This window comes from Bacteroidales bacterium, assembly GCA_018334875.1.
Taxonomy (GTDB): Bacteria; Bacteroidota; Bacteroidia; order Bacteroidales; family UBA12077; genus JAGXLC01.
Window position 1 is genome coordinate 1 of record JAGXLC010000096.1, and the last position, 12,998, is coordinate 12,998.

Sequence of the window (12,998 nt, forward strand, 5' to 3'; positions counted from 1 at the left end):
TGCAGGAACCTTCACAACAAGAACATGATTAACATGCGGGTTCCATGGTAATACAAGCAGAGTTTATGAATTTAGCATGTAAATCAAATTGGAATTCAAACCTTTAATAAACTCTTACACTAATGAATTGTAGGATTGAACCAAACCCACACCCCTTTGTTTTTGTTAAATTTACATCATGGCCAGAACTTCAATAAATTTAAGAAATTCAGCCTGGAATCTGGCAAATATACTGATTTACCCGGCAGCATTTCTTGCCGCCACTCCTTTCTTTATTAACAATTTGGGAGAGGATGTGTTTGGAGAATGGATGCTCATGAATTCCTATGTTTTTATAAGCGTGCATCTGGTTGGTTTTGGTCTTTCCCGCTCCATTATTGCCCATGTTTCAGCAGCCGTTGGGGAGAACGATCAGTCGAAATTATATGCCTACATAAATGCAGCTACAAGAGTTTTGGGTATTATGATGCTCACTGCAATATTGATTGGGTTGGGTATCATAACCACTCCGATGGAAAAAACCGGCTTTTTTGATGCTTATATTTGGGATACCATATCTGTCGCAACATTTCTGATCGCATTGAAATTCCCTGAATTGTTGTTTCAAAATATATTTAAAGGTTTTGAAAAGTACAATATGGCGGCCATTTTCAATATACTCAACCGCCTTACTGCTTTGATGGTGCATTTTGTATTGGTGTACAGGGGATATTCCATTCTGGGCATTTTTGTAGGAAGCGTCGTTGTGAATTGCATTATGGTGATTATACTGGCATATGTGATCTACAAAAGATTACCCGGGTATAAGCTGCGGGTTCTAAAAATTTTTAAAGAGAGAAGGGAGCTTTATCATTTCGGATTCTGGAGCTGGCTGCAAAACATTATTGCAGTGGTGTCATTTCAGATGGATCGCTTCCTGATCGCTTATTTTCTTGGTACAGCCACCGTAACCTATTTTGTTCTGGCTACTACCATAACAAATCATCTGCACAGAGCCTTTGAAGCAGTGGTAAGCTGGTTTTTACCTAAAGTATCAAGGATAAAGGCATCAGATCAGGATACCCAAAAGCACTTTCATACAATCCGGGCTTTTTCAGTTGGTTTTTCGCTGCTCATCATTATTGTTGTGTATCTTATCAGCGAACCCCTTTTTACTCTCTGGCTGGGGCAGGAGAAATATTCAAAAATGATCGGTTTTTTTAAATTGTTTCTCATTTTCGAAGCTTTTCTTCTCATGTCCATCGTACCTAAACTTTACCTGAATGCCATCCGTTCATTAAGATTCATAACATCTCTGGAATTCATGTACAAGTTGGGGATCATTGCCGGAATGGTTATTTTGTTTGTGTTTTACAAGACAGCTGAAAGTCTCATCTGGGGACAGACCATTGCTTTGGTTTTATTTATGCCGCTGGAATACTATCTTGTAAATAAAAGGATATTAAAGCAAAGTACTTTCAAGGAAAGTTTTTTGACCTTTCTGCCCACTGTGATGATCACGGGCGCAATCCTTTCTTCCCGGTGGCAGATAACTGCGCTGTTTATTGTTTTAGGCCTGCTCTTATACTGGTTTACCTATATAAAAGATAAAAACTTTAATTTTAAATTACTTGCTGAATGATACAAGATAAAACATACTACCATTTTTTCCCTTTTGTGGTATTGTATTTTTTTGCAAACAATTTTTTGCTGCCCAAAGGACTTTTATATACTGCCATTCTTTCACCCGTATTTTTTTACTGGTTGTATAAAAAACACGACCTTCCGATGCTTTTTAAATGGGGTGTTTTATTGTTGATCCCGATTCCTTTTCATTTAGCCATAGGCGTGGATTTAAAAACATATATCATTTCAACCCTGCTTATATTAACGGTTTGGATTTTTTTATTCACCGCCATCCGGGCAGTTAAAGAGATGAGAGGGTATCTGGATGATATGTTTTATAAAATATTAATAATACATTCTGTACTTATAGTCATTGCATTGATAACTCTGCCATTTCCAGCAATAAATAAAGTCATGTGGGATCATACTCCCATTTCACCGGGTATACCCTCCTTTCCCCGCTTGAGGTTATTGGGTTATGAACCATCTCATTATGGTTTGTTAATGAGTCCGGTGTTCATTTATTTTCTGTTAAAGATGATTATTGGAAAGTCGTCCCATCCATTGATCACCACTGCCGGAATTGCCATTCCCCTTATGTTGTCCCTTTCATTTGGTGTAATAGGTGGAATTTTCCTTGCAATGTTAATTGGCCTGGGTTGGCATTACAAAAATATTCCCGGTTCTTCCAAATCTGTTTTATTGAATTTAATGATCCTGCTTGTTATAATCCTCATCCTTTTGGGCTTGTTATGGCCTTCCAATCCGCTGTTTGAAAGGATCATAAATATATTGGAAGGAACAGATACTTCCGCAAAAGCACGGTTATCCGATTCTTTCATGTTTGCGGCAGACCTGGTACAAGAGTTTAATCTATGGACGGGAGTGGGTCCCGGTCAGGTAAAAGTACTGGCCCACGATTTTATTACCAGCCATTATGATCATAGCGGCGATCTTCCGGAAGTATTTCGTATTCCGAATTCCATGGCTGAGATGCTTGCTGTATACGGCATTTACGGGTTTACACTTAAGATTCTGATCCAGCTATTTTTCTTCGTGCATTTAAAGATCTATAAAAATCTATATTCACTGATTTTGTTTGTATTCATTTTTATTTACCAGTTTACGGGAAGTTTTTTGACCAATGTAGCCGAGGTGGGCATCTGGGTGATAGCCTTCACCTCGCGTTTTCCTGTTTTTGAAATGACCCCGGGAAAAAAGGAGGCCTTATGAAAGTAGCCTTCATTGCCCGTTCGTCATTGTACAAAATCCGGGGCGGAGACACCACCCAGGTCGTGAAAACTGCTGATGAATTGAAAAAGCTGGGTGTTCAGGCGGAGATATTTCTGGCTTCCCAGCAGGTACCCTATGAAAAGTTTGACCTGCTTCACTTTTTCAACATCATTCGGCCAGCCGATCACCTTTATCATATCCGCAAAAGCAACAAACCCTATACAGTCAGTACCATTTACCTGGATTATGCTGAATTCGACAGGATGGGAAGGGGTTTGCTAACAAGAAGCCTGTTTAAGTCGCTTGGTAAATCAAAGAGTGAATATCTAAAAAATGTATATCGCTTTGTAAGAAAACAGGACCGCCTGGTAAGTACGGAATATCTGTTGGGTCATAAAAGAGCCATCAATAAGGTGCTGAACGGCGCATCTTTGGTATTGCCCAATTCCGAATCGGAATTTTCACGGCTGAGCCGGGATTTTGGTTTCATGGGGAATTACGTGGTTGTTCCCAATGGCATTGACAAGCAAATTTTTAGTGAAATTCCTGAATATATTCATAGACAGGAAAAGATAATCTGTGTTGCCCAGATTTATGGCAGAAAAAATCAACATTCTCTTATCCAAGTTTGTAATAAACTTGGTGTTCCACTTGATATTATTGGGGAAGCACCTCCAAATCATAAGAAGTACTATGAGTATTGTAAAAAAATTGCAGGCAGAAATGTGACTTTTTATGATCATATGCCTCAGAGAGAATTAATCGGGCATTATGCATCAGCCAAAGTACATGCCCTTCCGGGCTGGTTTGAAACAACAGGACTTAGTTCGCTTGAAGCCGTGGCCATGGGCTGTAACGCTGTTGTTGGGGAAGGAGGTGACACCAGAGCCTATTTTAATAATTTAGCCTGGTTTTGTAAGGTCTATGAATTGAAAAGTATTGAGAAAGCTGTTCTAATGGCCTTGAAAAAGCCTGTTAATCCCCATTTACGCGAGATTATTTTGAACAGATATACCTGGCAGAAAGCTGCTGAAGCAACATGCAAAGCCTACGAAAAAATATTGAACAATGGATAGACATTTGTCAATAGGTTTATTGGGGTCGAGAGGAATTCCAAACCGCTACGGGGGATATGAAGAATTTGCGTCTGTATTGGGCAGGCGTCTTGTAGAAAGAGGCCATGAAGTTTCTGTTTACACAGTTCGGGAACATCCGCTAAAAAACAAATATTGGAAGGGAATAAGAAGAATTCTGATACCGAATCCTGAAACACGTGTTGGAACATTCGGCCAGTTTATTTATGATTTATTGTCTAACCTCGACAGCAGCAAAAGAAACTTTGACATTGTATATCACCTGGGATACACAAGCGATTCTATCTGGTATTTGATCTGGGCAAAACAAAGTATACATATAGTAAACATGGATGGCCTTGAATGGGCACGGTCAAAATACAATATTGCTGTCCGAAGGTTTCTTAAATTTGCAGAAGCTCTTGCTACCAGGCGAAGTAAAGTTCTTATATCAGATTCTTATCCCATCAAAGAATACCTGGAGAATAAATATAAAACTCCCGTGAATTACCTTACTTATGGTGCAGATATTCCGGATCATTTTTCAAAACTGGTCCCTCAAAATTATAATTTGACGCCCGGGCGATATGATCTTATTGTTTCCCGCATCATACCGGACAATAATATTGAAACTGCCATTAAAGCAAAAATAAAGTCAAAAGATGGCATACCCCTGGTGATCATTGGTAATAATAACCGCTACAAGAAAAAGTTGATCCGCCAATACAGAAATGAACGCAATGTGATCTTTCTTGATCCTGTCTATGAAAAAAATATTCTTAATAGTTTGAGAAGATTTTGCAGGTTTTATATACACGGACATTCTGTGGGAGGTACCAATCCTTCACTGCTGGAAGCCATGGCCTGCGGATGCAAAATCAGCGCTCACCGGAATGCCTTTAATCGGGCGGTGCTGGGAAAAGATGCCTTGTATTTTTCTTCGGCTGCCGAATTAAGTCGAATCCTGGCAAATAACGATGTTTCTGAATATAACATCCGGATAAAGAATAATCTGGAAAAGATCAGGAGACATTATAACTGGGAAATCATAAGTAGTGGCTATGAAAAAGTGTTTAAGGAAGCACTCGATCCTTCCTGAGATGATTACCTGGCTCTGGACTTTGTTGTGGTTCATGCTCCCGGTATCGAAAAGGGGAACAACTGTTGTTTTGTGGTTGCTGGGATTGTGTGTTATTATCCGATCGATAATCCAAAGACCGCGTATCAATAAAAAGCAGTCCATAACGGGTTTACTTCTGTTGATACTTTTTCTCTGGCATGCCAACAGTTTGTTATTTGACCCCAATTTTGAGGAGGTTAAAGCAAGCCTTGTCAGAAAACTTTCCTTTATTGTATTCCCTTTCATTTTAATTACTGGTAATTCCAGTATCAAGGATCCCCAAAAATGGGCTTTAAGGGGATTTTATGCCGGACTCATCCTTACAGGTATTCAGATGCTTTTAAGGGCTATCATCAGATCCTTGCACGGAATTGACCTGGATTACTGGATGTACCATGAATTTGCTGCACCGTTTCAATTTGGCGCCATCTATTTTTCCTGGTATTTATCCATTGCACTTATATCTCTGATTTATCAAAGGCAAGAACCGTTTGTTGAACAATTCCGATATCCTTTGCTGATCTTTTTCCTTTTGTTGTTGCTTTTATCAGCATCAAAACTGTTTGTATTGATCACAGGGTCTGTTGTGATTGTAAAGATGTTATCCAAACTTCAGAAAAAGAAAAGAGCAAGGGCTTTGATTTTGTTAATGATTCTAATCATTGGAGGTTCCGTGCCTATATATGAGAGGATCAGCGAGCTAAAAAATATCAATCCCAAAATTGCCTTTCAGGATGAATACGCCTACGATACTCCTTTTAACGGATTTACCCTGAGATTGCTTCAATGGAGACTCGGTTTTGAAATACTGGATGATAACAACGCGTGGCTCCAGGGAACCGGTATAGGAAACCGGCAGGAAATCCTTAACAGGTATTATAGAAAATATAATGTGTATACCGGTAATCCAAGACTTGGGGACAGAGGCTATCTTGGGTATAATTTTCACAATCAGTTTGTAGAGACAACTGTTGGAACAGGCATACCTGGATTAATCATCCTTTTTTCAATAGTTATATATGTAATTCTCTGCATGCGTATAAAACTATTTTTCCCTCTATTTGTTTACATTGTTACCCTGTTGTTTTTTATGACAGAATCAGTTCTTGAAAGACAAGCCGGGATTATGATGTTCTGTTTGATCATTCTGGCAAACAGGAATGGTTTAAAATCTTATGATGATGGCTGATATCTTTAGAAAATACTGCAAAGATAATCTTGTTGGTGCTTTCACTGAAGCCTGGATGACACCAACATACAAGCCGATGTACAAGGATAACCTTACAATCGTATACAACCGGTTTTTGAAAAGGAGCTTTGATGTTGTAACAGCCACAATTTTATTGTTGGGAATTTACTCCTGGCTTTTTCCTTTGGTTGCCCTGTTGATCAAAATCGATTCGAGAGGTCCCGTGTTTTTTATTCAGGAAAGAACGGGCATGAACAGGAAAAGCTTTAATTGCATTAAATTCCGGACCATGTACATTGACAGGGAAGCAAACATACAGCGGACTGCAGTAGGAGATAACAGAATTACCAGGGTTGGTTTTTTTCTCAGGAAGTATTTTATTGATGAAGTGCCACAACTGATCAATGTGCTTAGGGGAGATATGAGCATGGTTGGCCCCCGGCCCTATATGCTTCCGGAGGTTGAAAGAGATGCAAAGCTTATAGCATATTATCACGACAGGCACAAGGTAAAACCTGGTTTAACCGGCCTGGCCCAAATACGGGGTTATCATGGTCATATTAAAAACGACCGTGACGTATTAAATAGATTTTCATCCGATATTGAATATATTGAGAACTGGAGCCTGACCGGAGATTTGATGATCATTTTTGGAACGGTGATCCATATTATTAAAGATGCATGATGCCACAAAATTTGACCATAGAAAAAATTGAAGAAGGATGTATTCAATGTCTTACCTATTTTGGAATATTTAAATATCCGCTCACAACCAGTGAGATACATGCCTTTAATCCTTGTCCGGCCTCTGAATATGATATACAGGATGCATTAAGCAAACTCGTGTCGGAAGGAAAAATATTTCAACATGAGGGCTATTTTATATCTGAAAATGATGTTGAATGGGTAAAAGAACGTAAAAAAGGAAACCTACAAGCCAGGCAACTGTTAAAAAAGTCCGGGAAATATGTATCCATAATTGCCTCTTTTCCTTTTGTAAAGGGCATTGCCATCAGCGGTGCACTCTCCAAATTTTACGCAGGAGACAAACCGGATATTGATTATTTTATAATTACCAACAGCAACCGTTTATGGATAGCCCGCACATTTTTACATCTTTTCAAAAAGTTGACTTTCCTTACGGGACACCAGCATTATTTCTGCATGAATTATTTTATTGATATGAGTGCCCTTGAGATCTCAAACCGGAATCAATATACAGCCATTGAAACAGCTACTATACTTCCTGTGTATAATATGGAATTGAACCAAAAATTTATCGAAGCAAACAAGTGGTTCAGGGAATTTCTGCCAAACTATCCGACAAGGATTCATGATGATTACCTGATAAAAGACAGTAAAAGACCATTTAAAGCCATTGCAGAGTTTGTTATTAATCATTTATTTCCTGAAAAACTGAATAATTTTTTAATGAACCTTACCGACAAGAAGTGGCGTAGAAAATGGTCCGGGCATAATTATAACGAGTACGACTACAGGCGTTCCTTTCAAACCGAAATCCACATTTCAAAAAATCATCCTGCTGATTATGAAAAAAAGATCATGAAGGCATTCAATGAAGGAACAAAGACTTAAACAGCATGAACAGGATTATATTGACCGGTGGAAGCGGTTTTATTGGAAACCATTTGCTGAATGTGTTGCTTAATAATCATGAAGATATTTATGTAGTTGAACATAAGAAGAAAATAGATGATGTAAAGAGATGTCAGGTTATCAGGGGCGGTATAAAAGCTCTTAATGCTGAAATGATAAATGATATCAGACCTGATATTGTTTTCCACTGTGCCCGCCCTGTTGTGCCCGGGTTACGAAGAACCGGAAGAAAAATAGCAGCTTACAAAGCTGAAAAGTTCAACAGCAAGTTGATTACCGGATTAAAAAATTCAAATGTTCAGCCCAATCTTGTTTTTGCTTCAGGCAGCCTGATGTATGGCAACAGCAAGGAAGCTCATAGTGAAAATTCACCTGTCAATCCGATAAGTTTTGCCAGACAGTATTCTAAAGGTGAAAAACCGCTCGTTTCAGCTTGTCTCAGAAATGCTTATCCTGTTCATATCCTTCGTTTTCCCTGGATATTAGGGGACGGCTCCTGGTTCAAATGGTTTTACATGGATATAATGAAAAAATACAGGGTCATACCTTCCTTTGGCGATATGAAAAACAAGATGCAGTTTATTGATGTGCACGATGCGGCAGATCTGATGCGGATATATGCAATAAAAGCCCCGGCTCCCGGAATTTATAATGTTTTTTCAGATCAGATCCTGCGACAGGAAGATTTTGTAAACAGGCTGTCACAAATCTTTCAGCTTCCGGTTAAGAATCATGAGGAAATTTTTACCAGGCAAATGGAAAAAGAGGCTCTGGAAGCTTTCACTTCCAATATCATCCTGAAGACCAACTATCCAAATATTCTGAACAAATACAAGGTTAAGTCGCTGGATAATTTCCTGTGTTCATTCTATGAAACCCATAAAAACTGGTTCATCAGATAATAAATAGACTCTGTTTATTTAGTTCTCTGTGTTCTTCAGTGAATTTCCCCGTGAATTCTGTGGTTAAATTTTTAATATCTGAACTACAGAGAAAACACAGAGAAAAAACAAGAGTGTCACAGAGTAAAGATTAAACATGTATCAGTTTTTATAACTTTTTGGATAAACTTTAAACAGGAAAGCAAAAGTTGTCCATTATTTTCTGAAAACAAACAAGGTATATTCCCCTTTCGACCACAATTGCGTATTCTGCAATTTCTGATCTGTTTTCCAGAGTTTCTCCGTTTTTTCTTTTTGGTTCAGAAATTTATTGAAATTGTACCACGCGGGAAACAGGATGCTGTAGCCTTTCTTTTCCAGTAATGAAAAATCGGCGAAGGCTTTACGAATTTGTTTCGAGCTGTAGCATTTCGAGGGCAGGTGTCTGGCTGGTGAATAGCCTCCCCAGTCTTCACGCAGACGGGCAAAGGCGGTTTTGAAGTTCATTTTCAATGCTTGAACGATCATCTCCCTGAGATACCATTTGTTCACAAAAGTAAGTACAGCATGTCCACCGGGTTTCAGAAGATTTTTGATTTGTTTGGCCGCAAAGTCCAGATCGGCGACGGTGTTAAGAGCGCCAAAGTATACATAAATCAGATCAAATGCTTCGCTTTTGAACTGCTTTGGCAGGTCGCGTTCATCGCTTACCATAACTTTTGCATTGCTCAGATTCATTGAATTTATGCGTTTTTTGGCTTGTTCCACCATCCTGGGAGAGATATCAATTCCGGTGATCTCCTTGTCGGGAAATTCCCTGGCAAGCCATGTAACATCAAAGCCTGGTCCGCAGCCTATTTCAAGGGCATTTTTAAAAGGATATCTGATTGTTATCTGCCTGAAGTCATTACGGATCTTTTCCAAAATTGGATTTTCCTCTGCCCAGGACTCAAATCCCAGCTCAATATCCTTATCGTAATACCGGGCAACGTAATCGTAAAAATCTGAATGTTTACTTTTCATAAAATGATCAACAAATGCTGCTAACCTATAGTTCATTTTAACCACATTTCTTCAAATATTAAAATTTTTTAATCCGAATTTTAAATTTTTGTTAATTTAGAATACTTTTGGCGATGATAATTGATTTGATCGGGCATTAAAATCTATTCAGATGATGAGAACCGTATTATTTCTTGTTGGTGTTTTGCTTGTACTTTCCTGTGAGCGGGAGCCGGGCCCTGGTGGAAAATCTTCCATTGAAGGTACCCTGATGGTTAAAGAATACAATAAGGATTTTTCTGTATTGCTAGATGAACGCCCTGCACAATCAAAGGACATCTATATCAATTTCGGCGATGCAGACGTAATAGGTGATGACATGGAAACCAACTTCAACGGTAAATTCAAATTTCCCTTTCTGCAGCCGGGCAACTACACGTTATGGTATTTTTCCGATGATACCATACCCAACAGCAATTCCGAAATGGTTATGGAACAAAATATAAAACTCGATAACAAAGAGAAGAAAAAACTGGAAAAAATATTCACCTATGATACAAAGGAATTTGACGAAGGTAGCGGAACCATCTGCGGAAAGGTGTATCTGATCAATTATAAAAATTCGGCAACACCCCCCTATGAAGAAGATTCGGATATTAAGGACATTACACCGGCTCAGGATGAAGAGGTTTATTTGATTTATAATGACAACGAAACCTTTAATGAGGATGTGGAAACCAACTATGACGGTAAATTTTGCTTTACGGATTTAATTAAGGGAAAATACAGGATATTTGTATATTCTGAAGATTTGCCGGGCGGTGTAAATTATAATGCGGACAATGTCATTGTAAATGAGGATAGCGACGGGACATATGATTTAGCGGTTTATCAGGATGTAGAGATAACTGAAAAGGGGAAAAAAATTCAGTTGGAAGACTTCTATATAGAACAGGAATAAACCGTCAATACATTAATGTGGAATCTTAGTATATTTTTAAAAAGCCAACATGAATGTCTGACGATCAAAAATTTACAGAAATCATCAGTCGCTTTCCCACCTTTACGCTCAATGAAGACCTGTTTCTCTTTGACAGGAGAGATTCAAAATACCTGTTCTTGACTGAAGACCTTTACAAAATACTTCATCTTCTGCATAATCATTATAACATCTTAAAGATTAACTGTAAAAATTATTCCCATTACCGTACTACCTATTTTGATACAAAGGATTATGATCTTTATAAAGCACATCACAATGGGAAATTAAACCGTTATAAGGTACGCGTTAGAAATTATCTCGACAGCAAAATGATTTATCTTGAAGTCAAGTATAAATCCAATAAACGGCGTACCATAAAGAAACGAATATTAACTGAAGATATAGACCAGCTTTCCGGGGAGGATTACCTTTTTCTGAAAACGGCCATTCCTTATGACCCTCACAGCCTGTTTCCTTCCCTGATGACTGAGTACATTCGTTTGACATTACTCAATTATGAACATCAGGAAAAGGTTACCATCGATTTTGACCTGAATTTCCGTCATCTAAAAAATGATAAGGAAGTCAGTATTCCTAAAATTGGCATTATTGAAATCAAAAACGAACGGGGAAGAAACCATTCTCTGCTATCCAGGATATTAAGCGATGATTTGATCCACTATCAAAGGGTAAGCAAATATTGTCTGGGTATGAGCATGCTGGATTCAACCATCAAAAAGAATCTTTACAAACCAAAGCTGTTGTTTATCGATCATATGTAAAACAAGAATGGATTATGCTGCAAATTTTACTTAACATTCAACTGTTGGGCATTGAGATAATAAAAATCCCAGATTTCCTGGAATTGCTGCTCCGGTTCACACTGAACATGATTGCCATTGTAATCATCATCCGGTACCTGTATTATACTTCCACCCGGCGAAAAGATTATCTCTTCACTTACATATTGATCAGCATAACGGTATTTCTTTTATGTTTCCTTTTAAATAACGTGAAGTTACAACTTGGGTTTGCCCTCGGCCTGTTTGCCATTTTCGGGATCATCCGCTACAGGACCAATCCCATCCCTATAAGAGAAATGACCTATCTTTTTGTGGTCATCGGCTTGTCGGTAATCAATGCCCTGGCCAATAAACAGATCAGTTATGCTGAATTGCTGTTCTCCAATCTCATTATCGTGGTGACTTGTTATGGTTTCGAGAAGCTCTGGCTGTTGAAGCACCGCTCCAGGAAAACCATCGTTTATGAGAAAATAGAAAATATACATCCTGCCAATCATGAGGCATTGAAACAGGACCTGGAATCCCGCACGGGTTTGACCATTGAAAAATTTGAGATAGGCAATATTGACTTTTTGAGGGATACAGCGCGAATTAGAATATATTACTATGAAAGCGACAACGACATCAACGAGGCCAACGACGAAAATGAATTAACCAGAAATAACAACAGCGATTAAATGACGCCTGCCCGACATCCATTTGTTACCTTTATCATTATTGTTACAGGCCTGATGCTTGTAAAAGGTACAGTATGGGGGCAAGACAAAGATTTCCGGAGCTGGAACGATATTTCCATAGAGACTGAGCTGATGGATGACCTCGACATACAGGCAGAGATAGGATTGCGGTTTGACAATAATGCTACCCGCCTGGACGAAAATCTTTATGAGGTGGAACTGCAGTATAAAGGAGTTAGTGATTACGACATCAGCACATCCTATCGCTTTGGTATGAACAATGAAATCAGGTATTTTGAATATTACCACCGCTGGACCGTTGAAGGAGAGCTTGAAAAAGACATCGATCCGTTTGAATTTGAATTCCGTACGCGCCTGCAAACCGAGTATTATCCTTCTGTTTCCTTTGAGGATCGCTATGAACATTATTTACGTGACAGAATAACCATCACCTGGAAGATAGATGATTTTCCGGCCGACCCGTCTTTTGGGATAGAACATTATGCTCCTTTAAACAATAAGCCTTTTGTGTTTACCGATAAAAACCGATTCATACTGGGAACAGATATTGATCTGGACGACGGGTTTTCCCTGGACATTTCATACAGATTTCAAAGACACTACGACGATATACCGGAATATGATTATATCCTTTCATTGGGTCTTGGATATGAGTTATAACTAAAAACATTGAACATGAGAAAATTTACTTTATCTTTTTGTTTGATTCTGAGTTTTGCTTCACTTAACAGCTTTTCCCAAACCACCCAAAAATCGTCCCGGAAAAGCGCTGTAGATCTCCGGGAATCCAATCTT

13 protein-coding genes are annotated in these 12,998 nt (G+C 38.6%); 12 read left to right on the top strand and 1 reads right to left on the bottom strand.

All coding sequences use genetic code 11. From position 1 onward, the window contains the following. Window positions 1-178: 178 nt before the first annotated feature. From KGY70_09615 to KGY70_09650, 8 genes are read left to right on the top strand one after another with little or no spacing between them, the layout of a single operon-like run. Entirely contained in the window at window positions 179-1,621 is a 1,443-nt protein-coding gene (locus KGY70_09615) for an oligosaccharide flippase family protein (protein ID MBS3775434.1), read from the top strand. Then, window positions 1,618-2,838 carry a hypothetical protein gene (locus KGY70_09620; GenBank protein ID MBS3775435.1) on the top strand — a complete coding sequence of 407 codons (1,221 nt, stop codon included), beginning with the start codon at window positions 1,618-1,620 and terminating at the stop codon, window positions 2,836-2,838. Before KGY70_09615 ends, KGY70_09620 begins: the two co-directional genes overlap by 4 nt. Next, window positions 2,835-3,914, top strand: a complete 1,080-nt coding sequence (locus tag KGY70_09625; protein ID MBS3775436.1) for a glycosyltransferase family 4 protein — start codon at window positions 2,835-2,837, stop codon at window positions 3,912-3,914. The genes KGY70_09620 and KGY70_09625 overlap by 4 nt, the downstream gene beginning before the upstream one ends. Next, window positions 3,907-5,010, top strand: a complete 1,104-nt coding sequence (locus tag KGY70_09630) for a DUF1972 domain-containing protein (GenBank protein MBS3775437.1) — start codon at window positions 3,907-3,909, stop codon at window positions 5,008-5,010. Before KGY70_09625 ends, KGY70_09630 begins: the two co-directional genes overlap by 8 nt. Then, window positions 4,973-6,220 carry an O-antigen ligase family protein gene (locus KGY70_09635; GenBank protein ID MBS3775438.1) on the top strand — a complete coding sequence of 416 codons (1,248 nt, stop codon included), beginning with the start codon at window positions 4,973-4,975 and terminating at the stop codon, window positions 6,218-6,220. The genes KGY70_09630 and KGY70_09635 overlap by 38 nt, the downstream gene beginning before the upstream one ends. After that, window positions 6,213-6,905, top strand: a complete 693-nt coding sequence (locus KGY70_09640) for a sugar transferase (protein MBS3775439.1) — start codon at window positions 6,213-6,215, stop codon at window positions 6,903-6,905. Before KGY70_09635 ends, KGY70_09640 begins: the two co-directional genes overlap by 8 nt. Next, window positions 6,902-7,816 (top strand): hypothetical protein, encoded by a 915-nt coding sequence (locus KGY70_09645; protein ID MBS3775440.1) that lies wholly within the window; start codon window positions 6,902-6,904, stop codon window positions 7,814-7,816. Before KGY70_09640 ends, KGY70_09645 begins: the two co-directional genes overlap by 4 nt. Window positions 7,817-7,821: 5 nt before the next feature. Then, window positions 7,822-8,739 (top strand): NAD(P)-dependent oxidoreductase, encoded by a 918-nt coding sequence (locus KGY70_09650; GenBank protein MBS3775441.1) that lies wholly within the window; start codon window positions 7,822-7,824, stop codon window positions 8,737-8,739. 195 nt (window positions 8,740-8,934) lie between these two features. Here the strand turns inward: KGY70_09650 and KGY70_09655 are convergent, their stop codons facing one another. Then, window positions 8,935-9,777, bottom strand: a complete 843-nt coding sequence (locus tag KGY70_09655; GenBank protein MBS3775442.1) for a class I SAM-dependent methyltransferase — start codon at window positions 9,775-9,777, stop codon at window positions 8,935-8,937. A gap of 115 nt (window positions 9,778-9,892) precedes the next feature. Here KGY70_09655 and KGY70_09660 point away from each other — a divergent pair, with 115 nt between their 5' ends. Genes KGY70_09660 through KGY70_09675 form a run of 4 tightly spaced genes read left to right on the top strand, consistent with a single transcriptional unit; the run spans window position 9,893 to window position 12,863 of the window. Beyond that, window positions 9,893-10,681, top strand: coding sequence for a hypothetical protein (locus KGY70_09660; protein ID MBS3775443.1), 789 nt, complete (start codon window positions 9,893-9,895; stop codon window positions 10,679-10,681). Between the two features lie 53 nt (window positions 10,682-10,734). Next, complete coding sequence (locus KGY70_09665; protein MBS3775444.1) at window positions 10,735-11,484, top strand: polyphosphate polymerase domain-containing protein; 750 nt, start codon at window positions 10,735-10,737, stop codon at window positions 11,482-11,484. Window positions 11,485-11,498: 14 nt separating this feature from the next. Then, the gene (locus KGY70_09670; GenBank protein MBS3775445.1) at window positions 11,499-12,182 is read left to right on the top strand and encodes a DUF4956 domain-containing protein; all 684 of its coding nucleotides are present in this window, start codon (window positions 11,499-11,501) and stop codon (window positions 12,180-12,182) included. After that, window positions 12,183-12,863, top strand: a complete 681-nt coding sequence (locus KGY70_09675) for a DUF2490 domain-containing protein (GenBank protein MBS3775446.1) — start codon at window positions 12,183-12,185, stop codon at window positions 12,861-12,863. The last annotated feature ends 135 nt before the right edge of the window (window positions 12,864-12,998 follow it).

Coding starts and splice junctions, on each gene's coding strand:
- KGY70_09615 (MBS3775434.1), top strand. CDS start 179: ATGGCCAGAACTTCAATAAATTTAAGAAATTCAGCCTGGAATCTGGCA.
- KGY70_09620 (MBS3775435.1), top strand. CDS start 1,618: ATGATACAAGATAAAACATACTACCATTTTTTCCCTTTTGTGGTATTG.
- KGY70_09625 (MBS3775436.1), top strand. CDS start 2,835: ATGAAAGTAGCCTTCATTGCCCGTTCGTCATTGTACAAAATCCGGGGC.
- KGY70_09630 (MBS3775437.1), top strand. CDS start 3,907: ATGGATAGACATTTGTCAATAGGTTTATTGGGGTCGAGAGGAATTCCA.
- KGY70_09635 (MBS3775438.1), top strand. CDS start 4,973: ATGAAAAAGTGTTTAAGGAAGCACTCGATCCTTCCTGAGATGATTACC.
- KGY70_09640 (MBS3775439.1), top strand. CDS start 6,213: ATGGCTGATATCTTTAGAAAATACTGCAAAGATAATCTTGTTGGTGCT.
- KGY70_09645 (MBS3775440.1), top strand. CDS start 6,902: ATGATGCCACAAAATTTGACCATAGAAAAAATTGAAGAAGGATGTATT.
- KGY70_09650 (MBS3775441.1), top strand. CDS start 7,822: ATGAACAGGATTATATTGACCGGTGGAAGCGGTTTTATTGGAAACCAT.
- KGY70_09655 (MBS3775442.1), bottom strand. CDS start 9,777: ATGAACTATAGGTTAGCAGCATTTGTTGATCATTTTATGAAAAGTAAA.
- KGY70_09660 (MBS3775443.1), top strand. CDS start 9,893: ATGATGAGAACCGTATTATTTCTTGTTGGTGTTTTGCTTGTACTTTCC.
- KGY70_09665 (MBS3775444.1), top strand. CDS start 10,735: ATGTCTGACGATCAAAAATTTACAGAAATCATCAGTCGCTTTCCCACC.
- KGY70_09670 (MBS3775445.1), top strand. CDS start 11,499: ATGCTGCAAATTTTACTTAACATTCAACTGTTGGGCATTGAGATAATA.
- KGY70_09675 (MBS3775446.1), top strand. CDS start 12,183: ATGACGCCTGCCCGACATCCATTTGTTACCTTTATCATTATTGTTACA.